Annotated in this window: 24 protein-coding genes, 9 tRNA genes and 2 rRNA genes; 25 read left to right on the forward strand and 10 right to left on the reverse strand. The window is 46.3% G+C overall.

The features are described from left to right. The 12 genes from B9Y93_RS00005 to B9Y93_RS00060 form a co-directional block, all read left to right on the forward strand. Positions 1–94: ribosomal RNA gene (locus B9Y93_RS00005) — 23S ribosomal RNA — on the forward strand; the annotation flags it as partial. A 142-nt stretch (positions 95–236) separates the two neighbouring features. Further along, positions 237–353 (forward strand): 5S ribosomal RNA (gene rrf, locus B9Y93_RS00010). 95 nt (positions 354–448) lie between these two features. Beyond that, positions 449–524, forward strand: a tRNA-Asn gene (locus tag B9Y93_RS00015). Positions 525–527: 3 nt separating this feature from the next. Further along, positions 528–620, forward strand: a tRNA-Ser gene (locus tag B9Y93_RS00020). A 13-nt stretch (positions 621–633) separates the two neighbouring features. Continuing rightward, positions 634–708: transfer RNA gene (locus tag B9Y93_RS00025), tRNA-Glu, on the forward strand. Between the two features lie 3 nt (positions 709–711). Then, a tRNA-Val gene (locus tag B9Y93_RS00030) sits at positions 712–787 on the forward strand. A 51-nt stretch (positions 788–838) separates the two neighbouring features. Further along, positions 839–914 (forward strand) — tRNA-Val (locus B9Y93_RS00035). Between the two features lie 6 nt (positions 915–920). Next, positions 921–997, forward strand: a tRNA-Met gene (locus B9Y93_RS00040). A gap of 10 nt (positions 998–1007) precedes the next feature. After that, positions 1008–1084 (forward strand) — tRNA-Asp (locus B9Y93_RS00045). Between the two features lie 16 nt (positions 1085–1100). Beyond that, positions 1101–1175, forward strand: a tRNA-Glu gene (locus tag B9Y93_RS00050). Between the two features lie 4 nt (positions 1176–1179). Continuing rightward, positions 1180–1255: transfer RNA gene (locus B9Y93_RS00055), tRNA-Lys, on the forward strand. A 180-nt stretch (positions 1256–1435) separates the two neighbouring features. Continuing rightward, positions 1436–2770 carry an MATE family efflux transporter gene (locus tag B9Y93_RS00060; protein WP_085492343.1) on the forward strand — a complete coding sequence of 445 codons (1335 nt, stop codon included), beginning with the start codon at positions 1436–1438 and terminating at the stop codon, positions 2768–2770. A 317-nt stretch (positions 2771–3087) separates the two neighbouring features. Here the strand turns inward: B9Y93_RS00060 and ytxJ are convergent, their stop codons facing one another. Further along, positions 3088–3474, reverse strand: coding sequence for a bacillithiol system redox-active protein YtxJ (ytxJ, locus tag B9Y93_RS00065; RefSeq protein WP_085492344.1), 387 nt, complete (start codon positions 3472–3474; stop codon positions 3088–3090). Positions 3475–3613: 139 nt separating this feature from the next. On the opposite strand from ytxJ, the gene B9Y93_RS00070 reads away from it, so the two are divergent. Next, entirely contained in the window at positions 3614–3964 is a 351-nt protein-coding gene (locus tag B9Y93_RS00070) for a DUF1360 domain-containing protein (RefSeq protein ID WP_085492345.1), read from the forward strand. Between the two features lie 123 nt (positions 3965–4087). Here the strand turns inward: B9Y93_RS00070 and B9Y93_RS00075 are convergent, their stop codons facing one another. Together B9Y93_RS00075 and B9Y93_RS00080 are read right to left on the reverse strand one after the other, a co-directional pair. Then, positions 4088–5071: a CgeB family protein gene (locus B9Y93_RS00075; protein ID WP_085492346.1), complete on the reverse strand. Its 984-nt coding sequence runs from the start codon at positions 5069–5071 to the stop codon at positions 4088–4090. A gap of 93 nt (positions 5072–5164) precedes the next feature. After that, complete coding sequence (locus tag B9Y93_RS00080) at positions 5165–5824, reverse strand: BMQ_0737 family morphogenetic spore coat protein (RefSeq protein ID WP_085492347.1); 660 nt, start codon at positions 5822–5824, stop codon at positions 5165–5167. 105 nt (positions 5825–5929) lie between these two features. Here B9Y93_RS00080 and B9Y93_RS00085 point away from each other — a divergent pair, with 105 nt between their 5' ends. Genes B9Y93_RS00085 through B9Y93_RS00095 form a run of 3 tightly spaced genes read left to right on the forward strand, consistent with a single transcriptional unit; the run spans position 5930 to position 9174 of the window. Beyond that, positions 5930–7216 carry an RNA-binding protein gene (locus B9Y93_RS00085; protein ID WP_085492348.1) on the forward strand — a complete coding sequence of 429 codons (1287 nt, stop codon included), beginning with the start codon at positions 5930–5932 and terminating at the stop codon, positions 7214–7216. A gap of 31 nt (positions 7217–7247) precedes the next feature. Beyond that, the gene (locus B9Y93_RS00090) at positions 7248–8762 is read left to right on the forward strand and encodes a hypothetical protein (RefSeq protein WP_085492349.1); all 1515 of its coding nucleotides are present in this window, start codon (positions 7248–7250) and stop codon (positions 8760–8762) included. Between the two features lie 10 nt (positions 8763–8772). Continuing rightward, positions 8773–9174 (forward strand): M67 family metallopeptidase, encoded by a 402-nt coding sequence (locus B9Y93_RS00095; RefSeq protein WP_244903246.1) that lies wholly within the window; start codon positions 8773–8775, stop codon positions 9172–9174. 74 nt (positions 9175–9248) lie between these two features. On the opposite strand, the gene B9Y93_RS00100 is transcribed toward B9Y93_RS00095, so the two are convergent. Beyond that, positions 9249–9887, reverse strand: a complete 639-nt coding sequence (locus B9Y93_RS00100) for a hypothetical protein (protein ID WP_085492351.1) — start codon at positions 9885–9887, stop codon at positions 9249–9251. 177 nt (positions 9888–10064) lie between these two features. Between B9Y93_RS00100 and B9Y93_RS00105 the strand changes: the two genes are divergently transcribed. Continuing rightward, entirely contained in the window at positions 10065–10745 is a 681-nt protein-coding gene (locus B9Y93_RS00105) for a hypothetical protein (protein ID WP_085492352.1), read from the forward strand. Positions 10746–10838: 93 nt separating this feature from the next. Here B9Y93_RS00105 and B9Y93_RS00110 read toward each other — a convergent pair whose 3' ends face one another. From B9Y93_RS00110 to B9Y93_RS00130, 5 genes are all read right to left on the reverse strand, one after another. Further along, on the reverse strand, positions 10839–11537 hold the full coding sequence (locus tag B9Y93_RS00110) for a class I SAM-dependent methyltransferase (protein WP_085492353.1): 699 nt from the start codon (positions 11535–11537) through the stop codon (positions 10839–10841). Between the two features lie 16 nt (positions 11538–11553). Further along, positions 11554–12093, reverse strand: a complete 540-nt coding sequence (locus tag B9Y93_RS00115; RefSeq protein WP_085492354.1) for a CatB-related O-acetyltransferase — start codon at positions 12091–12093, stop codon at positions 11554–11556. Positions 12094–12124: 31 nt separating this feature from the next. After that, the gene (locus B9Y93_RS00120) at positions 12125–12694 is read right to left on the reverse strand and encodes a class I SAM-dependent methyltransferase (protein WP_085492355.1); all 570 of its coding nucleotides are present in this window, start codon (positions 12692–12694) and stop codon (positions 12125–12127) included. A 110-nt stretch (positions 12695–12804) separates the two neighbouring features. Then, positions 12805–13287, reverse strand: coding sequence for a hypothetical protein (locus tag B9Y93_RS00125; RefSeq protein ID WP_085492356.1), 483 nt, complete (start codon positions 13285–13287; stop codon positions 12805–12807). A gap of 6 nt (positions 13288–13293) precedes the next feature. Continuing rightward, positions 13294–14709 carry a hypothetical protein gene (locus B9Y93_RS00130; RefSeq protein ID WP_085492357.1) on the reverse strand — a complete coding sequence of 472 codons (1416 nt, stop codon included), beginning with the start codon at positions 14707–14709 and terminating at the stop codon, positions 13294–13296. 179 nt (positions 14710–14888) lie between these two features. Between B9Y93_RS00130 and B9Y93_RS00135 the strand changes: the two genes are divergently transcribed. The 7 genes from B9Y93_RS00135 to B9Y93_RS00165 all read left to right on the forward strand — a co-directional run bounded on the left by B9Y93_RS00135 (position 14889) and on the right by B9Y93_RS00165 (position 23581). After that, positions 14889–17261: a DUF4214 domain-containing protein gene (locus B9Y93_RS00135; protein ID WP_085492358.1), complete on the forward strand. Its 2373-nt coding sequence runs from the start codon at positions 14889–14891 to the stop codon at positions 17259–17261. Positions 17262–17270: 9 nt separating this feature from the next. Further along, positions 17271–17924, forward strand: a complete 654-nt coding sequence (locus tag B9Y93_RS00140) for a glycosyltransferase family 2 protein (protein ID WP_085492359.1) — start codon at positions 17271–17273, stop codon at positions 17922–17924. Positions 17925–17941: 17 nt separating this feature from the next. Further along, complete coding sequence (locus tag B9Y93_RS00145; protein ID WP_085492360.1) at positions 17942–18574, forward strand: DUF1796 family putative cysteine peptidase; 633 nt, start codon at positions 17942–17944, stop codon at positions 18572–18574. A 568-nt stretch (positions 18575–19142) separates the two neighbouring features. Next, on the forward strand, positions 19143–20009 hold the full coding sequence (locus B9Y93_RS00150) for a MerR family transcriptional regulator (protein WP_085492361.1): 867 nt from the start codon (positions 19143–19145) through the stop codon (positions 20007–20009). A gap of 389 nt (positions 20010–20398) precedes the next feature. Beyond that, positions 20399–21193: an SDR family oxidoreductase UcpA gene (ucpA, locus tag B9Y93_RS00155; RefSeq protein ID WP_085492362.1), complete on the forward strand. Its 795-nt coding sequence runs from the start codon at positions 20399–20401 to the stop codon at positions 21191–21193. 373 nt (positions 21194–21566) lie between these two features. Further along, positions 21567–22310: a YggS family pyridoxal phosphate-dependent enzyme gene (locus B9Y93_RS00160; protein WP_085492363.1), complete on the forward strand. Its 744-nt coding sequence runs from the start codon at positions 21567–21569 to the stop codon at positions 22308–22310. A gap of 41 nt (positions 22311–22351) precedes the next feature. After that, positions 22352–23581: a benzoate/H(+) symporter BenE family transporter gene (locus B9Y93_RS00165; RefSeq protein ID WP_085492364.1), complete on the forward strand. Its 1230-nt coding sequence runs from the start codon at positions 22352–22354 to the stop codon at positions 23579–23581. 136 nt (positions 23582–23717) lie between these two features. On the opposite strand, the gene pdxR is transcribed toward B9Y93_RS00165, so the two are convergent. Further along, positions 23718–25148, reverse strand: coding sequence for a MocR-like pyridoxine biosynthesis transcription factor PdxR (gene pdxR / locus B9Y93_RS00170; protein ID WP_085492365.1), 1431 nt, complete (start codon positions 25146–25148; stop codon positions 23718–23720). A 199-nt stretch (positions 25149–25347) separates the two neighbouring features. On the opposite strand from pdxR, the gene B9Y93_RS25140 reads away from it, so the two are divergent. Continuing rightward, positions 25348–25494 (forward strand): sigma factor-like helix-turn-helix DNA-binding protein, encoded by a 147-nt coding sequence (locus B9Y93_RS25140; protein ID WP_425320326.1) that lies wholly within the window; start codon positions 25348–25350, stop codon positions 25492–25494. Positions 25495–25563 lie beyond the last annotated feature (69 nt).

The following is a 25563-nucleotide window of genomic DNA, read 5'->3' on the forward strand; positions in this document are numbered from 1 at the left end:
AGACCCCTTGAAGACGACGAGGTAGATAGGTTGGGGGTGGAAGCACAGCAATGTGTGGAGCTGACCAATACTAATCGGTCGAGGGCTTATCCTAAGAAATAAGATGACTTTACTTCCTTCACGATCAGTTTTCAGGGTGCAAGCCTTGAATAGACGATTTTGAGCTGCACGCCTTTTAAGAGGTTTGAACTTTTGCTGGGGATTAAGCTCTGCAGGATGACAGCGCAAAAATCAGGTTTGGTGACGATGGCGAAAGGGTTCCACGCGTACCCATCCCGAACACGACCGTTAAGCCTTTCAGCGCCGATGGTACTTGGACCGCAGGGTCCTGGGAGAGTAGGACGTTGCCAAGCCAACCTTTCTTTAATAGGAATACATCATCATATGAGTTCTTATTAAAGAATAACAGAGTGTAGTCGACACTGATTGCACAACTATACACGATTATTCCCTGATAGCTCAGTTGGTAGAGCACTCGACTGTTAATCGAGTTGTCACAGGTTCGAGTCCTGTTCGGGGAGCCATATGGAGAGATGTCCGAGTTTGGTCGAAGGAGCACGATTGGAAATCGTGTAGGCGCCACAAGCGTCTCGGGGGTTCGAATCCCCCTCTCTCCGCCAGTTACTTTCATGCGGCCCGTTGGTCAAGGGGTTAAGACACCTCCCTTTCACGGAGGTAACAGGGGTTCGAATCCCCTACGGGTCACCATATGGACACTTAGCTCAGCTGGGAGAGCACCATCTTGACAGGGTGGGGGTCAGCGGTTCGAACCCGTTAGTGTCCACCATAGAAGCTTATATCTTCAAAAAGATACATAGCGAGTAGAAATTAATATCTTGGACGCTTAGCTCAGCTGGGAGAGCATCTGCCTTACAAGCAGAGGGTCGGCGGTTCGATCCCGTCAGCGTCCACCATAATATCGCGGGGTGGAGCAGTCTGGCAGCTCGTCGGGCTCATAACCCGAAGGTCGTAGGTTCAAATCCTGCCCCCGCAACCAATCCACACATGGAGCTGTGGTGTAGAGGCCTAACATGCCTGCCTGTCACGCAGGAGACCGCGGGTTCGAATCCCGTCAGCTCCGCCATTTTCATCTTAAGTGAGGCCCGTTGGTCAAGGGGTTAAGACACCTCCCTTTCACGGAGGTAACAGGGGTTCGAATCCCCTACGGGTCACCACTAAGAGCCATTAGCTCAGTTGGTAGAGCACCTGACTTTTAATCAGGGTGTCGAAGGTTCGAGTCCTTCATGGCTCACCAGTTTCATACATGATGCCACAGCGTGGCTTTGCCTCTGATATTATCAGAGGTTTTTTTGTATATCTCGTAAAAATAGCATTGCACAATCCAGCTAGTATCGATAGGATAGGTCAAGTAGATTAAGGTGAATACATCGTCTTTTTTCATAAACGAGAGTCTATCAGTCAGGAGAATGCCATTATGCTAAAAAATATGACAGAGGGAAATCCTGCGAAGTTAATCTTCATGTTCACAATCCCTTTGTTAATCGGGAACTTGTTTCAACAGCTCTACAGTATGGCTGATACGTTAATTGTAGGTCGAACAATTGGGGTTGGAGCACTGGCTGCTGTTGGTGCCACGGGGAGCATTACTTTTCTTATTATCGGCTTTGCGCAAGGCTTAACCGTCGGTTTCTCTATTGTAACCGCTCAGCGCTTTGGCGCAGGTGATGAGCGTGGAGTCAGGCAAAGTGTAGCGGTTAGCGCACTCCTCAGTCTCATTATTACCATTATCCTTACGACACTAAGCGTTCTTTATGCGAGGTCCATCCTTGAATGGATGCAGACTCCGCCTGAGATAATAGATCAAGCCTATCAATATATCAACATCATCTATTGGGGAATTGCCGCTTCGGTATTGTTTAACCTGCTGTCCAACATTATACGGGCTTTAGGAGACAGTCGGACGCCTTTACTATTTCTTATTATCGCATGCGTGCTGAATATAATCTTGGATTTATTGTTTATTTTAGGCTTCTCCATGGGTGTAGAAGGTGCAGCTTGGGCAACCGTCATCTCACAGCTTGTATCAGGAATTCTCTGCTTGTGTTATATGATTAAGAAGCTTCCCATTGTTCGCTTGACCCGTGCTGAATGGAAAGCTGATAAGCAAGCATGGATAGAGCATATGCGATTGGGGCTGCCGATGGGCTTCCAATCTTCGATTATTGCGATCGGCGCGATTATCCTTCAAGCAGCCTTGAACAGCCTTGGGGCAATGTCGGTAGCCGCTTATACTGCTTCACAGAAAATTGATATGGTCGCGACAATGCCAATGGCATCCTTCGGCATGACGATGGCTACATATGCCGCTCAAAACTACGGAGCAAGGAAGTTCGAGCGAATACGCCAAGGGGTCAAGCAATGCTGTATCATGTCGGTTAGTTTTAGTGTTGTTGTAGGCTTGATTATTATTTTAGCTGGACATAAGCTCGTGGAGATCTTTGTTGGACCCGGGCATCCTGAGGTCATTGAGCTAGCCCAAACCTATCTCGTCATTAACAGCGTCATGTATTTTGTTTTAGCGTTTTTATTTATATTTCGTTTTACTCTGCAGGGATTGGGCCAGAGCTTTGTTCCGACCTTTGCGGGTGTTATGGAACTTGTCATGCGTATTTTTGCGGCGATCATATTGGCTGACTATCTTGGGTTTGCGGGAGTATGTCTTGCGAATCCATTGGCTTGGCTCGGGGCGTGCATTCCGCTGACCATTGCTTATGTTATGTCTGTTAAAAAGCTGGTCTATCGCATATAGCTGATGCATAGCTAGACGAGCTGAACTTATATTCCTTAATCCTCAACGTTTAAAAGGTTGGAGCTCCTGCTAAAGCAGGTGCCCAACCTTTTTTATTAGGAAAATGAACATTCCGCTCCATATATTCAAAGTGTTGTGACAAGAAACTATTTCACTTGCAGTTCGCGTACCGCAAATGTTCAGTAGACATTCTATGCTGTTAGCCAACATCAATGTGCTTCATTCTGTTGGTTTGTTGAACGGTATCATCCCTCCTGATCGGACGTGTTACGTTCATTCAGCCTTAGCCATAATGGCCAAGTTGATATGGCTCGTCGTCATGGCGTTCCCCCTTCTTGATGCTTGGATTGAAGATGCTTCAGCACAACCTGATACAAATTGGCAGAATTAATGTGCTGGTGGGAAGCGTGCCAGATCACTTGACCATGATCGATGAACAGAATTTGCGGTGAAACGTGAGGAATGCCAAACTGAGCTGTAATTTGATTAGATAGCTGCTTCTCCTCAAGCACACGAACAACATAGATATGGATCTGACTGGCGATTGGCGCATACCGATTGATAAATAGATTAAGCGCCGAATGAGCCACACGGCTGGAGCCGCATTGGCTGCTATGCTTATACAACAGCACCGGTATCGTGCTGGACTCTTGAATGACAGACTGCAATTGCTCTAAGGTCTGTATAATCATTAATCCCGACATAGGCGACCCTCCTGTTCTGACTAAAAAGAGGCTGATAGGGAAAAAGCAGCTATGTATAAGCAGCAGTGCTGCGTTCTAGTGTCCTCATCTCCTTCATAAACTATTGCAGCATCAAGTTCAAAGAGAGGAGTTTATCGACATGTGGACATTGGATGGGATAACGTTTCTGCTGCTCTTTCTGGCAGCTTATCGATTGACACGCTTGATCGTATTTGACGACATTACCTCTTTTATTCGCAAGCCCTTCATTGAAGAGAAGTTCGAGCTTAATGACAAGGGCATGCTAGTTGCAGTCATAGAACAGAAGGGAGGAGCCTTTCATCGCTTCATGGGCAAGTTGTTGAGCTGCTATTGGTGCACCGGAGTATGGGCATCAGCAGCCGTTGTGCTGCTCTATCTGGTTGTGCCTGATGTTGTAAGCACACCTCTGATCTGGATATTGGCGATAGCAGGCGCAGCAGGCATTCTAGAGTCTTTCGTGAAGGGGTAAGAGCTTGAACTTACCCCTTGTCTTGATGGGATAAACATGGAGTTAAGAAGGAGTCAGGACAATCGTCGGTCTCTTAGAACGCTTCTCTAGCATATGATACATCATGGATGGTGGTGAATCGCTTTAGACAAGAGCAAGAGTGGACATCAGCCTATCAACCCGGTGCAAAAAGGTATGCTCTCTCTGCGTTCTAGCTATTGCACGAGCAGCTATCGCTTCTCTTTCTTCTTGCTGATTTAGATAGTGCATGATAAGCTCGGCACCTTCTTTTGGGGACTGGAAGCCAACGATTTCCTTGTCAGGCTCATAATATGTGCTGAGATCGGCTCGATAATCGATAAGCTGGAAAGCCTGGCAGGCTGAGATATCAAAGGTTCGATTATTGATGGAATGGGCGGGTGCGCCAGTACGATTCTTATCCAAGTAGCGATCGTCTTCACTGCGGTGAAGATTAAGTACAATTTTCGCTCCATTGAAGTAGCGAGGAGTTTCGGTAAAATTAATCCATTTGCTCCTTAATTGAGGTCGTACGCCTCGAGACCAATCCACGTGCTCCCAAAAATGGCCAATGAGATGAACGCGAGTCGATGGCGGGAGATAATGAAGCATCTCTTGCATCGTATCCAGTCTGTTTTTGTAGCCGGTGCCAATGAAGCATACGTCGGTACTGTAACTTGGATGTACTGGATAAGGCTTGAAAATATCCAGATCGGTTCCTAAAGGAAGATGAAAGACTTCTTTGCAGCCGTGAGCTTTATAGTACGGTATGCAGCCTGAATCAATCGTGAATATCGTGTCATAGGCAGCAGCGACTTCAAGGGCGTTGTCAATCGCATACGGATCATCAACAAACCATACTGCCGTATGGAAGCCCAGACTGCGAATTTGATGAACAATGGTTATCGGAAGATGTGATTTGGGACCGCATAAGGTGATAACAAGGTCAGGTGCATGCTCTCTGATTGCAGGAATAAGCTCTGTCAAAGGCCGACGATTCGTCAGAAAGAATGTTGTGTCATAACCGGCTGCGATCAAGGCCTTGATTAACGCATTATCCAGAATATCAATAGGCCTGCGATAACCTGAGGTGATATAAAAAAGTTTCATGGCGGAACCTCCGCATGACAAAGGTCTAAGAAGAAAAAAGGGATGGTTGGTTTACCACCCCATAACGGTCTGTACAATTGGTTAAAGATAAGCTTAGGTCGGGAATGGATAAGGAACGCCAGGGAAGATGTCTGGGCATTGCGGCGGGAATGTAACCACACAAGGATTCTCTGGGATTGGAATCTCTTGACGAGGCTGGCAGAGCTCCGCTTCGATGATAAGCTTAACGATTGCCGTGACCTGAATGCTCTGGCAGATTACGATGTCCACGTTGACGAAGGTGTCATCCACAACATCCAACACTTCGATCCGAGTAGCAGTCGGAACAATGTGGACATTGACATCTGTTCCAGGAGGCGCACAGAGAAGAACTTTTTCAAAGCGAACAAAGCTCTTCGTGTAACGGCAGTGAACGACGTTAGGTACAACCGAAGTATCAATGATGGTCACTTCATACGTACCAGACTTGCGGATAATAACACGCTGCAGTGTGACAGGCGTTGTGCCCACGGTTACGACAATATTTTCTCTGATAGAGCCCGGCTTCTCAACGGATTCTACATCAAGCACTGCAACTTCCACTCTATAAGAGCTTGGTAATGGCAAGCACAGTGCAGGGTCGATCGTAGATTCGTCGACAATTTGGGTCACTTTCAACACCCAGTCGAATATTTTAGGAACCTCAATACACTCCAAAGAGGGTAGAGGCAAATATTCCGGGACCTGTTGACCTTGGACTAATTTGCTCTCCATTAAGGTTTCAAGCCTCCTTTGTAGAATTCAAATTCAATAACATTCTATGGAGCGCCCGAGAAAAGGTGACGACACCCCATCATTTTATTTTTCTGGAGGATTGTTATGGAGCATTCAGCCTTTCACCGCATCTCGTCAGAGCTTCACTGGTTAAGCAAAACAACGACACGCAAGCTGACCCATGTTGTGCATTGCAAAAACCTTCCTCCCTCCATTACATCGTGGTCACTTAAAGGCTCAATCTGCGATTATTGCGCGCTGTACCTCCCTGAGGGGTTATTCATCCTTGTACGCACTGTGGATGAACTGCTGCTCCTGCGTGAAGCCAATCAAGCTTGGCTGGAGCTGCGGCTCGCAACCTCAAGGAACGTAACTGCCCCATATATATGTAAGGAAGGGGAGTCCATATACATAAGTTATGTGATGGTGGAAGAAGGGAAGCTTCGCTTTGTCGTCAGATCGTTAGCTAGCGGCGTATGGAATTCACAAGAAGCAGGTCGCAAGCTGCATTCGCCACAGGGGCAATGGAAGGTTAAACAGTCTGCTTTCAGTCTTGGCGATGCCCACATGCTGTACGGATTGCTTCAGCTTCATATCGAGGAAGAGCAGCTGGATATTCTGGTATGCGTGCGCATCAATCTTCTTGATGTACAATCAGCCCATTGGCAGGAACTGGGTCGGCATTATGGAGGGACTGGAGACTGGCAGCTGTCGTTAGCTAGAGATGAAGGGAACCTGCACCATGCTTCATGGGGGATTCCAATCGATGACTCTCATGGCTGTCACTACTACTATTGTACGCTTCATGCAATGAGGCCGCGGCCTGTCCTTGTATGGAAGGAGGAAGGAACACAATCGAGTGTTCCGCATTTCATTTTTGGCAATGGGCTGATGCTGTTGTTATTTATGAGAGAAGACGGTCATATGGTATATGGAATCTCTCTTGATCAAGGCAGGCATTGGCAAAGAGCCAATTGGATCTCATTTGGAGATAAGTCCTCGTTTTTATTTACACAAATCACTGGTGTAAGAGATGAGCAGTACTACCCGATGACGGCGCTTGGCGTAGGCGATCCGGAATATCGCATCTTCAATTGGTTTGACTTGTGCTGCCCATGGCTTTTTTGGCAAAATGAGAATCCTTATGTACTTCATCATGCATTGGAAGCGCAGCTGTCTTATCTTCACTCCTTAATAAAAGAAAAAGCAGCGGATTGGGTGTACGAAGTGACGCATCTTGCAGAACAGAAGGCGGCAATCGACCAGCAATTGCAACGAATCATGGTACAGTGGGAGACGTTGGAGCATAAGGAGAAGGAGCTTGAGTCAAGATTACGTCTTCTTGCTACTGCAGATGACATGGAACATTTGCCGCTTCGTCACATACGATAACCATAGGTCGACATTAGCGGAGGGAATGAAGATGTATATTGTAGTGAACGGGAGCATGTTTCGTGAATTGCGAGATTCACTGCTGCCCGATATTGTGCAGATGCTTGGTGAAGCATCATTTCCATTTAAGCTGGACCAAGCCCAGAATACACTTAGGATTACGCACCCGATTATGGGGAATCAGATCATTATAGTGTGTGAGAATCCAGCTCTTCAACAAGCTTTAGTGCTGAAGGCAGGCGATATGCTGGAGGAGTGCGGGTTTTATGTCACGATTCTTGAACGAATAGAGGATCAAGCAGCCGTCATTCAAGCTATGGATAAAGAAAAGCCGATCCTTTGGCTGAAGCTGCAGCAAGGAAGCAGTCAGGAGTGGAGTGCCCAATTTTCTTTTCAACAAATGAAATGGAGCAAATCACTAGCACATCGCATCATTAATCAACTGTCCCGCTGTTCAGATCTGGAGATTCAAGGCGTTCAATTTAACTGGAAAAATATGATAGGATCCATTGTTGCAAAGTCCGATCCCCCTTTTCCAGCCGTCACTTTGAATTGCGGAAGCGTAGAGGGATTATCGAGCTTCCAGCAGGGATTGCTCGCACAAGGCTTAGTAAAGGCGATTACATCCGTATACACGGATAGGCCTATATTGGAAGTGCTGCGCGCATTGCGATCCTTGGCTTATGAGCCAGGTGTCCATCCCCAGGTTCAACAGGAGGGGGTTACCGTAAGCAAGCCTTCCACAGAGCACAAACCGGATCATCGTGAACAGCAGCATCATTCAACAGCGCAGGATCAGGCTGGCGCATATGCTGCAAAGGCAGATCATCAAGCAGCACCAACCCATTCGTCAGCTGCTCATACAGTTAGCGAAGCAAGAGGGACGGCGGGTACCGATCAGCTGATGGTCGAATCCCATCAAGCAGCTTCGCCTGAAGGATCAGAAGCAGCAGTAGCGGAACAGCCAACGGATACAAGGCGTACTAAGGTGAAGAAGCTGGCTCGCCTCCATCGTTCCTATGATCAAGTGCGCAGCCATCACGAAGAGTACGAGAAGGAAGCATGTGCCAAGGGTGAAGGCTTAGATAACAAACCCGTTGCAGCACAAGCAGAAGCGAAGCTTATTGAATCCGCTTTGCGAGAAGAGGAAGCACCAAAGGCAGTGCTAGAGCAAGACCTAGCATCTAGCACTTTAAATGAAACGAATGAAAGCAATAACGATGTGAGGCGTCACAATCAAGTCTTACAAACCGAACAGGCAGCCTTAGATCAGACTGATTCTCCAGAAGCAGACTCAACGAAGGATGAAGAGCAGAAGATGAAGAAGCCGCCTTCCTATTCTACATTTCTATTATTGAAGGTTACTCATCAAGGAAAGGAAGCGCCAGATCGTGCTTTAGGTAATGCTTCAGGTAATGACAGACAGCGCGGTCAATCCTTTATGACCTATATGAATCAATTATCGACAGCCAAAGAGCCTGAGCGCAAGCAGCAGGAGATACCGACATTTAATATGTTGACCAACAAGAAATCCAATAAATCTTAGGAGCGTAGATGTGATCACCATTACAGCCCAAGCATATCGAGAGTTAGCTGGATATTGCGTTTCCAAGCTTCCAGTGGAAGCGTGTGGGTTATTGTCCGGCAGAGAGGGAATAGCGGAGACCTGCTGGCCGATCACGAATCGGGAGGAGAGTCCGACAGCCTTTACGATGGATGAGGCAGAGCTTGATATGGTGCTGGAGGAGATTGAGCGATCCGGCGAAGAGCTGGTAGGGATGTTTCACTCCCATCCGACAGCAGCGGCGAAGCCGTCACCCTTTGATAAGGAGCATATCGTGTTCCCTTGCTCGTATCTCATTTTATCCCTTGCCAGCGGCAGGCCTCGCCTTCGGTCCTACAAGCCTCAAGAGGGCGAGCTAATCCCAGAGAGAATCACGATTATATACGATAAATAAGGTATCCTCCCCTAAGAAGGGAAGGATACCTTTTCTTCGACTGCATAGGCATGTCGTAGTAAGGATAGCTCGAATTACAGTATAGTTGATTGATAAATATCTGCTGCGAATGATAGACCAGCAGTATTGATTGCACCGTTAGTCAAATAGTTTGTTACTTGGAAGGAGAAGACGAAGGTAACAGACAATGCGACAGATATCAGACCAAGAGAAGCTGGAATAGAGTAGAAACGAGTCTTCTGCCAGTTGTACGGGTTCGCTACATCTGTCGTTATCCCCGTAATAGGATTGAGAGAGCCGGCTTGCAAGTCGACATCTAGTCCAGGTACTGGGAACAAGCTAAGGGATAAAGGACTAAAGGCTTGTATGCGAGCGGTAACGGCGTTATCCGCAAACACGGTAAGTGCGATTAAGAAGTCGTTCACTATTCCGATAGTTAGTGGAATGGTTACAGATGCAGCAGCAAAGCCGTGTGTTTCACCTGGAATGAACGCGTTTTGTGTCCATACAAACTGTGGATCTGGGGCTGCAGCTAAGACGGTGTTGTCATTGTCGAACTTGCTCGGCTGCGGCCAAATCGTTGGTGCATTGCCGACATTTACAACGTTAGGTGCACTACCAGCTAAGAGTGCAGTTACAGCACCTGCACGTGTGTCAGCCGCGACAACATTCGTTGTTTGGCTTGTCAAACGCTGAATAGGTATTAAAGGCATGCGAGTAACCTCCTTATGAACGAGAATGGAAGGAAGGTTTATCCTTCTACCATTCTAGTATATGGCGTTGTAATAGGATTGATTGGATGAATGGCTAGCTTCAAACGTACAATCGAAATGAGAGATTCCTTCATATTAATATCTTAAGCTGTTCTATTCATAAGGAGGTTTCCCCGCATGTCGATTCCATTCAAACAAAACGAGAGATGCTACACTTTTGATTGCTTGCCTAAGGGCGAACGCAGACTGCAGTTTATTTTCCGGAATGAAACGAATCAGCCTTTGTGCAGCCTGTTGATCAAGATTCACTCGAAGAAACTTCATACTCATGAGCTGAATTCAGGCGAGGCTCATATTAAACGTCACGATGAAGGGCTGAAAAAGATAGATCACAAAAAGAAATCTCGTAAGCCGGGCTCACCAGAAGGGGTGTCTATTTCTTCAAACTATTGTGACTGCAACATTTGCAAGAGAAAACGCAAGCATGACTGTCATCATGGGCGGCATTCCAACCATGACCACGGCTGCTGTGATCACCATTCCTACGATCCTTGCAAGCAGAAAAAGAAAAAGGACTGCAAGAAGCCGCAGCCGGTGAAAATAGCAAAAGCGAAAGTTCAAACCACCTTCTGTGCGGATGTGCTGGAGTGGTGTCCGCCTAGCAAAAAAGTATGCATTGATTTTGAGGATGTGTTCTATGGGAAGTGTATTCCTTTCCACGCGCCGAACAATGTCTTGATTCTAACGCTGGAGTTCACGAAGCCGCTCTGTGGAAATGAAGTGTTAACCTTTGAGCCTGGGAGCGGTTATGGACCAGTATTGATTAATGATGATCACTTTAAGGATGATTGCTGCTAATAAGAGGGTTTAATCCTAGGCTATACGGGTTAACAAGACAAATAATCCGCTAGAGTCAAGCGCTCTGGCGGATTATTTGTTCATTCTTTTGGATTATGGCGTCCAAAATGTTCGGATTGTCTCCTGGATGAATGCATGCAGCTCTTGCTCTTGCTGGGATCTATTGGAGGCGATAATGCTAAGGCCGTGCTGATGGGGGAGATGATGCATTCGTAATGTATGCGAGGTTTCCGACAGGAAATCCTCCACCGCAGTAAGTACACCATTGCGAGGGCCGTATTCATGCTTTGCATTCCATACGGTTTCATTATGACCGCCTTCTATAAGCTCGTTTATTCCTGGAAGCATGCCTTTGCGTTCATTAGGCTGACGATAGGCTTCAGGAATGGAATCCGGAAAATAGTACATATCTCTTCTGGCATAAGGCCACTCGGTATCATGAAGAAAGACTAGGGGGAATGCCTCATACCTTTCTAGATATTTAAGCTCATGATAGACGGTGTACCAATTATGGTCACCGTCGATCAATACGACATCAGCTTCCGTAATGCTTGGGAGGCTGTTCAGGCTGTAATCACGAATGATCTCTACTGCCGTTCCATACTTGCTCTTAGCTAATTCCGTATCAAATTGAGGATAGGGATCAATGACCGTCAGCTTTCCTTGATGAGCCTGAGCAACCTCTAGCAGGTGCATCGTGTTGTAGCCTTGAGCACATCCAATCTCAATGATGGATAGCGGTGCTGTTCGCTGCAGTATCGGATGGATGATGTCCTTCCAAAAAAAATTCATCCGTTACCCTCCGTTCTTACCCATTGTACGTACGAATGAACTCTTCCACTCGATTGGAAAACAGCAGCGGAAGAGCTTCAAGCACCTGATGGATTGGCCAGTTCCACCACGCCATCTGCTCTAAGCGAGCGATGATGTCGGGGGTGAAGCGATAGCGAATGATCTTGGCCGGGTTCCCTCCAACTATCGCATACGGGGGGACATCCTTTGTTACGACACTGTGGGCAGCCACTACGGCACCGTTTCCGATGGTTACGCCAGATAAAATGAAAGAGCCCAGGCCGAGCCATACATCGTGTCCGATTGTCACATTGCCCTTTGTCTTTGGATGCCCTAATATCCCTTGTGCTTGTGGGAAGATGGGATTGAAAGGATAGGTGGTTACCCAATCAACATTATGCTCGCCGCCAAGCATAATCGTCACTCTTGCTGCAATAGAGGTATATTTTCCAATATGCAGTGTGGCGCCTTCACCCCATGAGAACACATCTGGTTCACCATAGGTCCATTCTCCAATAGGGTAACCGGCATATTTCGGGTTTTTGTTCATGAACATCGGGGGATTCCCCCTTGAAACCTAGACATGCCTAACGCTGAACATAACTGTTCATTCTCCATTGAAGCAAGTATTGCTCCAGTAATTGAATAACTTGCGGCGGGACAAAGTTCCCTTTAATTCCGATTCCAACGACAGTGTGAGGGAACAATTCCTCACCGGCATAGTTCGTCAAGACCGTGTCAAAAGGCTTCAATATGCTGGCAAAGGCTTGAGGAGTGAAGCGCCAATAATCAGCAGGATAATCATGAATCGGGAAGTTCATCACGGAACTGATCAATGCAATTCCGTTCGGCTTAAGGATGCGGTGAATCTCTTGCATGGCAAGCCTTGGGTCTTCAACGTGCTCCAATGTATCCATGCTGATCACGAATCCTGCGGTTTCATCGGGCAGGTCAATATGATGAAGATCAAGCACCATATCGACTCCGGGCCCAGGACGCATATCGCAGCCTACATAGGTCTTCCCAGGGAAATAAGGGCGAAGATCGGCAAACACTTCTTGCCCGGCCACCTGATATGCCCCAAACTCATATACCGGTTCTTGGTATGGCAATATGCCTGCACAAATGGCTACCAGATCTTTTATGATTTGTCTCAAGCTATTCACTCCCTATGCTGATGTGAGCCTACATAAAAAACGCTAGTAATGCTTATGTATTCTCACCATATTCATTTAAGCGATGGAAGTTGTTGAGACAGTCGCACAATTTACTTGTTGAAATGAACTTGAATAGGATTCATGACCGGGAACGATTGCTCAGCCACCTCCACTGAACCTTGGATGCTAAGTGGTCCTTGGAGAGCGTCGATGTCGACTTCTACTTGCCATTCTTTAAGCTCACCCCATACACCTGGATGCAGCGTTAAGTCCTCAATCGGCTCAATATGATACTTCCCGTCGGCACGAGCCTCCTTGAACCAATCGGAAGTGGTGAATTTCCAGCCTGTTTGTTTGCCGTTCCTCGTATATACCCCAACGGCTTGAACGAGTTCTGGAGATAAAATCTTGCCGCTAATAAGAGCGGAGGTAGGCGTCACTTGCAAGGTGATGCTCGGGCTTGGCAGCGATTCGCGGCTTAAGTTCCTAAAGAGCAGATTGGCATAAACGGTAATGCGATTCAGATCCATATCAACGTCAATCGATTGCTGAAACAAGGCCTCTACGTAATAATTGGTTTCGTTTGTACTCAAGAGGGATCACCTCACGGTTTCTTTTTTATGGGATCGCTTCATCAAGCTTAGCAATCGACCACGTATTGTCAGCTTAGCAGGAGAGGATGAAGGCTCTGTTTGATGTGCTGCAGCTGATGCTGATGCAACAGAGCTTGTATGCGCTAGAGAATGTCGTGGGGATGACACGTATGGGACGGTCTGTTCACCAAGTCTCTCGCTTTGTGTTGATTGTTGTTGATAGCCTGCCGTTCGCAAGGCATCCTTCTGAAGCAGCTGTTGAACATGCTGCTGCTTCTGCCGTACCTGCTGCCTCCAATACAACAACTTGGACTGAGAGGTAGCCAGCTCTTGCTGTAGTTGGTGCCGCTGCTCCATGATATTCATCATATAGGCAAGGGAGGATTCTGTATAAGTCACGGAAGCTTCGAGGCTTTGTTCCAACTTAAAGCACAGCAGCCATTCTGAGAGTGGAGAGGTATTGGCATCTATATGTTCATGCGGTGAGATCCACTGTGCAGGGGATCTGCGTGGGTGGGGGGCGCTCGCAAGCAATGTCCACCATACAGGCTCTTGGGCAGGAGAAGCGTTCAGCATTCCCCAAGTATGCGAAAGCGTGTCATATCGATGATGAAGAAGCTGTTGATCCGATACCCAGGTAAAGGACAACATCCCCTGATGGCTGCTTACCATCGCGGATGTAACTTGTCGAATTGGCGTGATGAGCTCTGCTTCAAGCTCAGGTTGCAGTACACTCGATTCCAGATCATCGAGATATCGCCTCACAATCATCCGGCCTCGCGGATAGCTTAAGACTACCCATACTCGTTTTTGCTTCGATTCTTCGACTTTTTGAATAAACAAGGGTTCGGCTGTATTCCAATCTCCTAGAAGCTCTTGACTAAATCCTTCTATCCACTGCATGCGTGAGGAATGATAATGCCATCTTAGCAGTGTAATGTGCTCTGACTTCCTGACAGCTGTTAATCTCCATTCCAAATTCTCATATGTTACATGGACTTCTGTAATGTTAGATTGAGCGATCAGCTCGTCTACTGCGCTCCAGTGCAGTCCGGTCAGCTTCGCTTGCAGCAATCGATCTGGTGTAAGAACGAACAGCTGCAAACCCTGATCCATGTGGAACAGTTGAAGCGATGTGATGGTATCTGCATATAGTAAAGGAATCGTAAGGGTATGAAATTGTTGGGTATCGGGGTCGTAGATGGTATGAAGAAGCTCTTCGTCTTCTGTCAAATAGACCACATGAACATTGTCTTGACGGTCAAGGCATACCGAAAAAAGGGTTGCCGAGTGAGCTATGGTATGCGGGGACAAGAGCTTCAGTTTAGAGTCCGCAAAGGTATCCATCAAGAGCCTGTGATTGCTGATGCGCACAACCGATAAAAGTCCCTTTGAGGCAATAACGCAGCGCACATTCATCATGAAGAGCCCTCGCCTCCTCTACACTACTGTTCCTTTATTCGTATTCATAAGCATGATGGAATAGGATGCCTTTTAGAAAAAATCATCTATGTAAACGGGTATTGATGTCAAAGAAAGAAGATTTTCCATACAGTATAAAGATTAGCAAAATTAGATGACGGCAAGTCACGGAGGGATTGATGTTGAGACTCGTCCAAATCTTACAGCAGCTGTTTCAATTGGAGGGTGAGGCCTTCGTAGAAGAACTGTATCGACAGATACTCGGACGAGAGGCTGAAGCAACCATAAAGGCCTATCATGCCCCGTCGATGCGTGCCCATTCGCCAAAAATGAATCTGATGCTTAACTTATTGCGCTCAAGAGAAGCCCGCTTGTTATACATGAGACCATCCATGGGAGCGATGCTTAATGGCTCGACGATTCAACATCTCATCTTGGGAACGCTGAATTCGAACACGGATGACGCCTTTGTCGCGTCGTTGTACCAGCAGCTGTTAAGCCGCGACCCTGAGCCTGATGCGGTGCAGCATTATGCCATTATGCTGCAAGGAGGACAGCATCGGTATGCTATTGTCGTGGGCATGCTGAGTGCAGAGGAATGCACAGGGCTTATTGCCTCCGGTGCAAGACATATACCTCCAGGTGTTTCTTTTGGGCAATATGCATTGAATCTAAATAAAAGTTCATTCACCCTTCATACTCCTGCACCGAAGCTTGCGCGCAAGCTGTCCATTGTCATCCTTACCTGGAACGGGCTTGACTACACGAAACGCTGCCTTCAATCGTTAAGCTATCTTGCAGGCAACTCTCTTGTAGATATTATGGTATTTGATAATGGCAGTCGTGACGGAACAGTATCTTATCTAAAGTCGCTGCCATGGATTAAGCATCACGCTCATCCGGACAATATCGGGTTTCCTGCAGGCAATAATGCAGCGATCGCCTTATGCCACCCTGAGAGCGATATTGTTCTACTGAATAACGACATTGTCGTGACCGATCATAATTGGCTTGAGAAGCTGCAGCAAACGGCCTACTCCGATACTCGCGTAGGCGTTGTTGGATGCCGGCTAGTAGGTGAAGACGGCCGACTGCAGCATGCGGGCACGTTTATCTTCTCTGAGACGTGCTGGGGTCAGCAAATTGGCGGTCAAGAAGTCGATATACAGCAGCATGAGCGCGTGCAAGACGTACAGGGTGTCGTCTTTGCCTGCACGTATTTGAAGCGTTCCATGATGAATCATATCGGATTGCTTGATACGGAATACTTTGCTTATTTTGAGGATACGGAGTATTGTCTTCGAGCCCTTGCCCATCACTATCGTGTCATTTGTGATGGACGTGTTACGCTGATTCATACGCAAAACACAACGACAAAGGTGAACAAGGTCAACTTCAACAAGCTGTTCGAGACGTCAAGAGACAAATTCCGGCGCAAGTGGGGGAGTTATCTGGATCAGTCCTATGAGCTGCCGGTCAACTGGCATTCGATCGCCAATGTATCATCTGGCTATGCCAATTCCTCTCGCAAGCTGATGGTCGCGCTTGATGAGCAGCATGTAAAGGTGCATTACCGGTATGTATATGGTCCAGGAACGCCTAACCCGGCCATGGAACCGCAATCGAGCAATGACTATCGTGTTAATTTGTTCAACAGCCGGCATAAGCATCCACATGCGACAGAGGTGGTGTATGGCCAAGGGGATGTATTCTTTAAAAATAACGGCAGATACAAGATCGGGTACAGCATGCTGGAGGTGGATGGGCTGCCGCGCGATTGGGTTCATCAATGCAATCAGATGAACGAGGTGTGGGTGCCGTCTCATTTTAATGTATCGACATTCCGAGACAGCGGGGTTCGAGTGCCGATGTATGTCATGCCATTAGGCGTCGATCCGAATTATTTTAATCCGAATATTCGCGCAACGCGGTTCTCCGATCGCTTTACCTTTCTTACCGTATTTGAATGGGGAGAACGCAAGGCCCCTCTTGAGATGCTTCAAACCTTCATCAATGAGTTCCGGCATGATGAGGTGCTGTTGGTATGCAAGGTCACGAACCAAGATCCTCATGTCCATGTGCATGAGGAACTTCGAAAGCTTGATTTGCAGGGTGCTAGATGCAGCATACACTTGCTGTACAACCAGAATCTTGAGGATTATTTGCTGGGAAGCTTGTATCGTGCAGCTGATTGCTTCGTCCTTCCAACAAGGGGAGAAGGCTGGGGCATGCCGATTCTCGAAGCGATGGCCTGCGGGCTGCCTACGATTGCGACGAACTGGAGTGCACAGACGGACTTCTTGAATGATACAACTGGATTTCCGATCCGTGTCAAAGGTTTGGTGCCTGCTGTAGCCAAATGCCCTTATTATCATGGATTTCGTTGGGCGGAGCCAGATCTTGAGCATATGGCCAGTCTTATGAGATTTGTGTACACCCATCACGAGCAGGTAAAGAAAAGAAGCGAGCTTACTGCGCATTACATTTTGAACAATTGGTCTTGGGCGCACGCAGCACAGAAGATCAAGAACCGCCTCAAGCAGATCATGTAGGAGGACCTAATGAAATACTTGGTTGGCATTCCGTATGTGAATCGCATCGATCTATTGCATCGTGCAATTCATAGTGTTCCTGTTTATTGGCCTCATACGGTCGTACTGGACAATTCCCCAGCAAGAGAGCTCAGGCAGGCATCGTGGCTGCAGCAAGTCGTTACCGTAGTGGAACCGCTTGTTCCGCTAACCTTTGTGCAATCCATGAACGCTTTTCAACGGATGGCAGCGGAGCGGGAGGCAGATGCTGTGTTCTATATGCACAATGATGCGGAAGCCCACCCTGGAACACCCGAGAAGTTTCTTGAGGTGCTCACTTCACTACAGGCTGCCGGGAGAAAGTGGGGCATTGCTCTGACCAACTTTGATGCTTTGGCAGCTTACAATATGGAAGCGGTGAGGGCTGCTGGCCCTTGGGATACTGTATTCAGCAGCTACTTTGCAGATATCGATTATCATCGCAGGCTGAGGCTGGCTGGGTATGAAGAGGTATTTACAGGACTTCCTGTTGAGCATCATGGCAGCTCAACACGCAAATCCGATTCAAAGGTCAATTTCATGGTAGATGTGACATGGCCCTTGTATGAACGTTACTATGAACTCAAGTGGGGCGGGAAGATGGCCGAAGAGAGATATCACACGCCTTTTAACCGTCCTCTATAAGGAGAGAGGACCATAAGATGAACCTGTCTGAACTAAAAGGCGACTATGATGGCTTCTATAGCCTTGGCTCTAATTGCTATCCAGCACAGAGGCTTGAGCGGTATGGGCTGAGGCCATACAGCGGTGTCATTGACTGGATGTATTCCAATTCGGTTGCAGGTCTCGTGAAGCTGTTGAATCATCGCTTCGACAGCTTCATGCATCCTGCGAACATGGTGATTGAAGGGACGATGTTCGAAGGCCATAATTACTCTGTTCGGGACTGCTTCTATGACATCGAATCTGTTCATGATTTCCTGACTAGTGAGCAAGTTGAAGGCTATCAAAGAAAGCTGCCCGAGTTCAGACAAACGATGGAAAGACGGGTCAATCGTCTTCTTCATAAGGCGGAGTATTGTCAGAAGCTGCTGTTTGTTCGCTTGCACGCAAGCTTCGTTGAGGCTTCTGTTCTGGAAGGAGCTCTAGCAAAGCTCGTCAAGCATCAATTCAGGCTGCTGGTTGTGAATCCAGGGCCTAAGACACTGCATGACCTTAATTGGCCGCTGCCCCACACCTGTGGCCTTCAACTGCCAATAGAGTGGGATGCAGAGAGCGATATGATCTGGAATGAAGTGTTTCGGGATATTCGCTATATTGCTCCTTCGCTATAAGGAAATCAATACTTGGTTTGGCAAACCATCGAGATAAAATGAATTTGAGAGAACACCATCTGATCTAATTCACGATCTTCAATAAAATGGCTGTTTTCTTTCCCATGATGGTCACCATTTTAGCTTAACGATCCACATTGATGAAAACAAAAAGCCTCCAAGCTGATATCAACTTGGAGGTACTATTATGAGCTGACTTGCTATGAAAAAGAACAAATGAAGTGATAGTTTAAGTTTATTTATTGTATGTTGACCAATTAGAAGCATTAGTTCACTCTAATTATAAACATGTCCTGCAAAACTAGCAAAGCTGCTTTTGACCCTTGTCAAGAGTAGTAATGTATCTGCCATCATTTAACCTTGGGGTGCTATTTTGATTGGTGTACAATGACGGGTTCAAGGATGCCAAGGTTTCAATGTCGTTTGCCTATCTGCCACTGAGGAAACGTTTAATATGGAAATAAATATGTGACGGAGTTTCGATAAGGGGAGTCTATACTGGATAAGAATATGCCTTACTTTCATGACAAAAGGGTTTGTAATGCTTCGTGAGGAGGTCATTTGAATCATGACGAAATATGCAAACAGAAATCAAAAAAGATATAGCGTAGGTGACATGTCCCGGATAAGCGGGCTTAGTATTCCTTCGATAAGATTCTATGATGAGAAGAAAATTCTTGTTCCCGCATATAGAGATGAGCAATCTCATTATCGTTATTACTCAGAGGAGCAGATTTTGACGGCATTATCCATTCGAGAATTACGATTAAGGGGCATATCAGTGAAAGAGATGGCCGATATTTTAGAGGCTGAATCGCTACATACACTTAATGATATATTGACGCAGAAAAGAAAGGTTATTGAGAAAAAGATTTTGGAATTGGAAAAATCAAAACAATTAGTAGAAACAAGTCGCCAGATTTTATCCCGTGTGCTAATGAATCGGGGGCAAACTGTTGCAGATGATCAAATTTTCCTAGCGGAGCTGCCTGTCTATAATTGCTTGTACTCGGATAGCGTTTCAAGAATATCGGTGGATGAGATTTTTTGGGATCGTTTTGCAGAGCTCTATCAATTGTTAGATGAGTATGGGTATAAGAGAACCCATCCTATCATGGCGGTGTTCCATGAACATTATACTCATCAGTTTTTCTTTGATAACGGACAGTTGGAGGTTTTTATTCCCGTGGAAGAATATGATGCTAGTAATCCGAATATGAAGCAATTTGGTGGATTTTTGACAGCAGGGATTGTAACGACAGGACACTATAATCAGATGTTGCCGTACTATACAAAGCTTGTTCGATGGATTGAGGAGAACCAATATGAAATTATTGGAGATCCGATAGAAATCTATGTAGTGGAATTTACACACACTCCTAATAGCAATGAATATGTGACCGAGATTCGCTTCCCTGTGAAAAAATCTAATTAAAAAAGGGCACTAAGCAAGTTGGGACTGATCCCTGTCTCACAAACAGGGGCAATCCCGTTATTGACTCTCAAGTGGTAGAGACTTTTATACTTAGTGTATATCGAGTATTTTCAATCTCATATCAAAGGAGGGATGATATAAAGTCAGCGCGCAAGTCAGATTAGCCTCTACTATGCCAGGTGCATATGTTTTTGTGAATTTTATAACAAACTTCTTTTTGCGAAACCCATAGCTGTCTACATATCTTTTGCCCATGTTTGTTTCAAAATTGATTGATGGTCTTTTAGCCGTACTTGCTGCGTTGCATCTCACTAAGAGCAAAGCAGGAATATTGAAATAATAGTTTGCATTGTTCGTGACGAACATGATAATGAGGAGGATGACATACAATGAAGAAATTGAGCGGAAAAACAGCCTTTATTACAGGAGCTGCGATGGGACTCGGAGCAGGAATTGCCAAGGTTTACGCACATCATGGAGCTAATCTGATATTAGCTGATATAAATCCAGATGTGGAGCAAGTGGCACATGAGCTTGCCGCTGAATATGGCGTTGAGGTCATAGCTGAAACAATCGATGTGACGAAGATCGAATCTTGCAAAGCAGCAGTGGAAAAAGGAATAAGCAAATTTGGCAGGATTGATATTCTCTGTGCGATTGCTGGTGTATGCAAATTGGGGGATTTTCTTGAAATGAGCGAGTCGGATCTTGATTTTCACATTAACGTGAATATTAAGGGAGTCTGGAACTCAACAAAAGCGGTGTTGCCTTATATGCTAAAGGATAACGGCGGGAATATTGTTGTGATGTCTTCGGTAACGGGTGATTTGGTTGCTGATCCTGGTGAAGTTGCATATGCGTTATCCAAATCCGCATTAATCGGTTTTACCAAAGCGTTGGCTGTAGAATATGCAACAAAGAAGATTCGTGTCAATGCAATTCAGCTAGGTTATGCACGTACACCGATGGCAGAAAGCATCGCAGTACAATCCAATCCAGCTAATCCAGAGGCTGTACTTGAGGAAATGGCAAAAGCGATTCCAATGCGCCGCTTGGGATTGCCGACAGAGGTAGGCGAGTTGGCAGCATTTCTAGGCAGTGACGAATCCAGCTACATAACCGGTGGGCAGTTTGTAATTGATGGAGGAAGCACATTGCCTGAGTCTGTATCGGTTGGTGTATAAACGTCGCTACAGTGCAAAGTAAATTGATATAAATGGTTCTTCGGAGGTTACGAGCTAGCAGTCCTCATTAAGTGAATGAGGGAACATGGCGCAGAAACACTTGGCAATTAATATGAAATACAGCAAGATTGTAAGATAAAATTATAGCAAGAGCTGCTAAAGTAAAATGGGAATAATTATGACCTGTACGGAATGCTAGCATAGCCTTACTAGCATTTGTTTGGAAAAGCCGCCAATCTGGCGGCTTTTCTTTTTGGATTGCTCCAAACCATCCTTTTTGGATATATATATCCAATCCATCCATTGATATACTGGTGTCTAATTCTTTAATCAAACTTTTGACGAAAGGTTAGTAGAAAGAGGGGTAGGAGACATGGGGAATCAAGTTGAAGAAAATCTCAAAACCGTAATTCAGCAAATGGAGTTGGCTTGCCAAGCCTCGGGGCGCAGCATCGATGACGTGCAATTATTATTGGCAACCAAGACTGTACCGCTTGAAAAGCTGCAAATGGCAATGAAAGCGGGTCAAACGCTGTTTGGAGAAAACAAAGCGCAGGAATTACGGGGCAAATTTCCACTGATGCAGCAGTATAAAGAGGTGGAATGGCATTTTATTGGTCATCTGCAAACGAATAAAGTGAAGGATGTGGTCAAATATGTTACGCTCATTCATTCTGTCGATCGTTTGAAATTGGGACAGGCTTTACACAAGCAGCTAATCAAGGAGAACAAGACCATGGATATTCTGATACAAATCAACACGTCCTATGAAGAAAGCAAATTTGGCGCTTCGCCGGATATGGCATTGGAATTAGCAGAACAATTGTCCCAGCTTGAAACGTTGAACGTAAAAGGCTTAATGACTATAGGAAAACTGAATGCCACAAACGACGAGACCCGGAACTGCTTCCGATTATTAAAAAAGATTCAAACTCAAATTAAGGATAAAAAGCTGCCGCGAGTAGAAATGGATATCCTCTCCATGGGCATGTCCGGTGATTTCAAGGTGGCTATCGAAGAAGGCGCTACCCTCATTCGCGTAGGAACAAGCGTATTTGGTGAACGTTACTTGCCAGACAGCTATTACTGGAACGAACACGCGAGTCAGGATGATTAGGAGAGGGGCAGGATGATTAGGAGAGGGGCAGGAGAACGAATATGAGCAATGCATCAACTTCGCTGCGCGGCCGTGATTGGATATCGCCATCTATAGCCGCCTTAATATCGGTCATTGTGAACTATGGGGGTACTTTTATTCTCGTGTTTCAGGCAGCAAAGGTTGCGGGATTAAGTCCTGAAATGACCGCTTCATGGATTTGGTCAATCTCTATTGGGGTAGGTATAACTGGGATATGGCTAAGCTTTCGATACCGGGAGCCCATTATTACTGCTTGGTCAACGCCAGGCGTGGCTTTTCTCGTTTCAGCTTTGGCGGTAACTCCTTATCCGGAAGCCATCGGCGCTTATCTTATCTCGGCTTTAGGATTTATTGCTCTAGGGTTATCGGGCATGTTTGAGCGCTTCGTTGGACTCATTCCTTCTGGCATCGCTTCAGGGCTGCTAGCAGGCATTTTATTGCAGTTTGGCATTTCGGCCTTCGGAGGAGCGCAAGTTGATCCATTGCTTGTTGTGATCCTGTTTGCCGCTTATATCGTGCTAAGACGCTTCACATCCCGCTATGCGATTGTAGGCATATTGGCCATCGGATTGGTGTATTTGATTAGCACGGGGAAAGCCGATTTCAGCACGATCCGATTGGCGATTGCCTCACCCGTCTTTGTCGTTCCTGAGTTTTCGTTGCATGCCACACTGGGCGTTGCTTTGCCGCTGTTCATTATTACCTTAACGGGACAATACATGCCTGGAATGCTCGTATTGCGCAATGACGGCTTCAAGACGAGCGCGAACCCGATCTTGACTGTAACAGGCATCGGCTCGCTCCTTGCAGCGCCATTTGGCTCGCACGCTTTTAATGTAGCAGCCATTACAGCAGCGATTTGCACGGGGAAAGACGCGCATGAGGATTCAAAAAAACGTTACATTGCCGGCATTGTCTGTGGCATGTTCTACATTGTTGTCGGGATCTTTGGCGTGACGTTGGCTGCACTGTTTTTGATTCTTCCTGCGACCTTTATCGCCACGTTAGCGGGCTTAGCATTGCTAGGTACCATTGGCGGCAGTCTCGCTGGCGCTTTAACGGATCCAAAGGGACGTGAGACGGCATTGATTACATTTTTAGCGACAGCCGCGAATGTGACCTTGCTTGGTGTCGGCGGGGCATTTTGGGGACTTGTTGCGGGTTTGGCAGCACATCTATTGATTCATGGGAAATGGCAAAGCAAGCGATACCGGCTCGGTGGAAGGCAACACGCTGAGCAAAAACAATAATGCGCAGATACAGAGCGGGAGCTTGTTTCACTATCAGCCGAACAGCGCAGGATAGCATCATGCTGGCGAAGAGACTGGAAACGGCTCGCTGGTCGGGGCTATGAGGGAAAAATAAAACGCAGCAGGGATGCCTGTATCATAGCAGCATCCCTGCTAGACGATAAATGCCTTCTTTAATGGTTGTTTCATCGACTTTAGCGAAACCGAGAACCCAACCTTTTCGATCGCTTTCCAAACAATATTTGCTAAGCGGATACACCCGAATTCCTTTTTCGAGCGCTAAGGCCGTCACCGCCTCTTCGTCAAATGCCGGCTCCGCCTCAAGAAGCATATGCAACCCCGTTTCTACGCCGCTCAATGTGAAGTGTTCACTCAGACCTGACGTAATGATAGCCTTTGTCATGGCTTCGTGCCTGCGCCGATATACATTTCGCACTCGTCTCATATGGCGCATAAAATGACCGTGTTCAATGAAATGAGTAAGGGTTAATTGCTCCATAACTGGAAGCTGGCGATAGGTGAACTCATGGACCTTAGCAAGCTGACGAATGGCCTCTTTGGGGCCGATGATCGCGGATATTCGAATGCCTGGAGCGATCATTTTAGAGAAACTAACCATATACAACGTGTTTTGAGGTTGTTGGCTGAACAAGGTAGGAAGTGGATCGCCGCGATATCGAAATTCACTGTCATAATCATCTTCCACGATCCAAAATCGATGTTGAGCAGCCATTTTCAGCAATTGCTGCCTGCGAGGCTCCGACATAATGACTCCCACTGCGCACTGGTGTGATGGCGTGACAAACACAAGCTTGGATTCAGGGTGAATATGGTCTGGGCAAAGCCCATACTCATCGACCGGAACAGAGGCAACTTGCATTCGCCGATACTTCATCGCCATCCAGGCCGCTGGGAAGCCCGGGTCTTCAACGGAAACCGTTTCTCCTTCATGCAAGAGGGCTTGGGCGATCAAATCGATGCTATGCTGTGCGCCTGAGGTTAACAGGATTTGATCGGTACTCACATGAACCCCTCTCTCAAGTGACAGATAGCGTTGAATTTGTTCTCGCAGCGGCAAAAATCCATAAGGGTCACCGTAAGCCCAACTGTCCAAGTCTGTTTTAGTGGAGGCCTGTAAAAAGGAGGTTCTCCAATTTCTTTGAAAATGTTCATCCAAATACGGCTCATGGGGACTAAAATCGATCTCTGCTTTTTGATGTTCTTTATCTCCAAACCAACTTTGCAAATGACCGACTGCAGCATTTAATAAAGGCAATTCAGGGGGAATTATTCCTTGAATTGCACCGTCTTCTGTAGGACGCGTCGCACAGGCGCAATCGCTAACTCTCGTTCCGCCGCGGCGAGAGGTTATCGTGTACCCGCGACTGAATAGTTCTTCGTACACGGTCTGAATGGTTGAACGGGAAACGCCGATCAATTGTGCGAGTTCTCGGGAAGGGAGCAGCAATTCCCCAGGCGGCCATTTGCCAGTTGTAATATTATGAATCGCTTGGTCTACTAGTTGCTGCCAAATGGGGCGTTTATCGTCCCGGTTAACTTTCAGCATTTGATTTACCTCCAGTATTTCTACTGAAATTATAGATTGTTAAAAGGTGGGTGAAAACTCTTATCGAGTTATTTCTTTCTAAGGCTTACAGGTAAATTTGTTTAATTCTTATAAAATGTGGCAAATAAAGTTAAATGTTAGTATAATGTGTTCTGTATAGTGTATACATATTGAATATGTTTTCTTCATCTATAGAATCTTGATTGAGTTGCGCTGGAAAAAACAATTATCTTATCAAGAAATAGCTGCTGAGCTTCTAACAACGTCAGAAATCATTCAACAAAAGCTTCATCGTGCAAGAAAGGCCTTACGAAAACAAATGAATGATTGGATGAACGAAAATTGATGATAACTCAATAGATCAATTGATTTGCGATTAAATATATACCTACTACTTTAATTAATCACCCCACCT

The organism is Paenibacillus aquistagni (assembly GCF_900177815.1).
Classification (GTDB): Bacteria; Bacillota; Bacilli; order Paenibacillales; family Paenibacillaceae; genus Paenibacillus_B; species Paenibacillus_B aquistagni.

Excerpts from the sequence above, each read along its gene's own strand:
- B9Y93_RS00100 (WP_085492351.1), bottom strand. The coding sequence starts at position 9,887 with ATGCCTTTAATACCTATTCAGCGTTTGACAAGCCAAACAACGAATGTT.
- B9Y93_RS00145 (WP_085492360.1), top strand. The coding sequence starts at position 17,942 with ATGAACCTGTCTGAACTAAAAGGCGACTATGATGGCTTCTATAGCCTT.
- B9Y93_RS00080 (WP_085492347.1), bottom strand. The coding sequence starts at position 5,824 with ATGGAGAGCAAATTAGTCCAAGGTCAACAGGTCCCGGAATATTTGCCT.
- B9Y93_RS00070 (WP_085492345.1), top strand. The coding sequence starts at position 3,614 with ATGTGGACATTGGATGGGATAACGTTTCTGCTGCTCTTTCTGGCAGCT.
- B9Y93_RS00130 (WP_085492357.1), bottom strand. The coding sequence starts at position 14,709 with ATGATGAATGTGCGCTGCGTTATTGCCTCAAAGGGACTTTTATCGGTT.
- B9Y93_RS00090 (WP_085492349.1), top strand. The coding sequence starts at position 7,248 with ATGTATATTGTAGTGAACGGGAGCATGTTTCGTGAATTGCGAGATTCA.
- B9Y93_RS00060 (WP_085492343.1), top strand. The coding sequence starts at position 1,436 with ATGCTAAAAAATATGACAGAGGGAAATCCTGCGAAGTTAATCTTCATG.
- B9Y93_RS00150 (WP_085492361.1), top strand. The coding sequence starts at position 19,143 with ATGACGAAATATGCAAACAGAAATCAAAAAAGATATAGCGTAGGTGAC.
- B9Y93_RS00075 (WP_085492346.1), bottom strand. The coding sequence starts at position 5,071 with ATGAAACTTTTTTATATCACCTCAGGTTATCGCAGGCCTATTGATATT.
- ytxJ (WP_085492344.1), bottom strand. The coding sequence starts at position 3,474 with ATGTCGGGATTAATGATTATACAGACCTTAGAGCAATTGCAGTCTGTC.
- B9Y93_RS00165 (WP_085492364.1), top strand. The coding sequence starts at position 22,352 with ATGAGCAATGCATCAACTTCGCTGCGCGGCCGTGATTGGATATCGCCA.
- B9Y93_RS00140 (WP_085492359.1), top strand. The coding sequence starts at position 17,271 with ATGAAATACTTGGTTGGCATTCCGTATGTGAATCGCATCGATCTATTG.
- B9Y93_RS00135 (WP_085492358.1), top strand. The coding sequence starts at position 14,889 with ATGTTGAGACTCGTCCAAATCTTACAGCAGCTGTTTCAATTGGAGGGT.
- B9Y93_RS00115 (WP_085492354.1), bottom strand. The coding sequence starts at position 12,093 with ATGTTCATGAACAAAAACCCGAAATATGCCGGTTACCCTATTGGAGAA.
- B9Y93_RS00160 (WP_085492363.1), top strand. The coding sequence starts at position 21,567 with ATGGGGAATCAAGTTGAAGAAAATCTCAAAACCGTAATTCAGCAAATG.
- pdxR (WP_085492365.1), bottom strand. The coding sequence starts at position 25,148 with ATGCTGAAAGTTAACCGGGACGATAAACGCCCCATTTGGCAGCAACTA.
- B9Y93_RS00085 (WP_085492348.1), top strand. The coding sequence starts at position 5,930 with ATGGAGCATTCAGCCTTTCACCGCATCTCGTCAGAGCTTCACTGGTTA.
- ucpA (WP_085492362.1), top strand. The coding sequence starts at position 20,399 with ATGAAGAAATTGAGCGGAAAAACAGCCTTTATTACAGGAGCTGCGATG.
- B9Y93_RS00105 (WP_085492352.1), top strand. The coding sequence starts at position 10,065 with ATGTCGATTCCATTCAAACAAAACGAGAGATGCTACACTTTTGATTGC.
- B9Y93_RS00110 (WP_085492353.1), bottom strand. The coding sequence starts at position 11,537 with ATGAATTTTTTTTGGAAGGACATCATCCATCCGATACTGCAGCGAACA.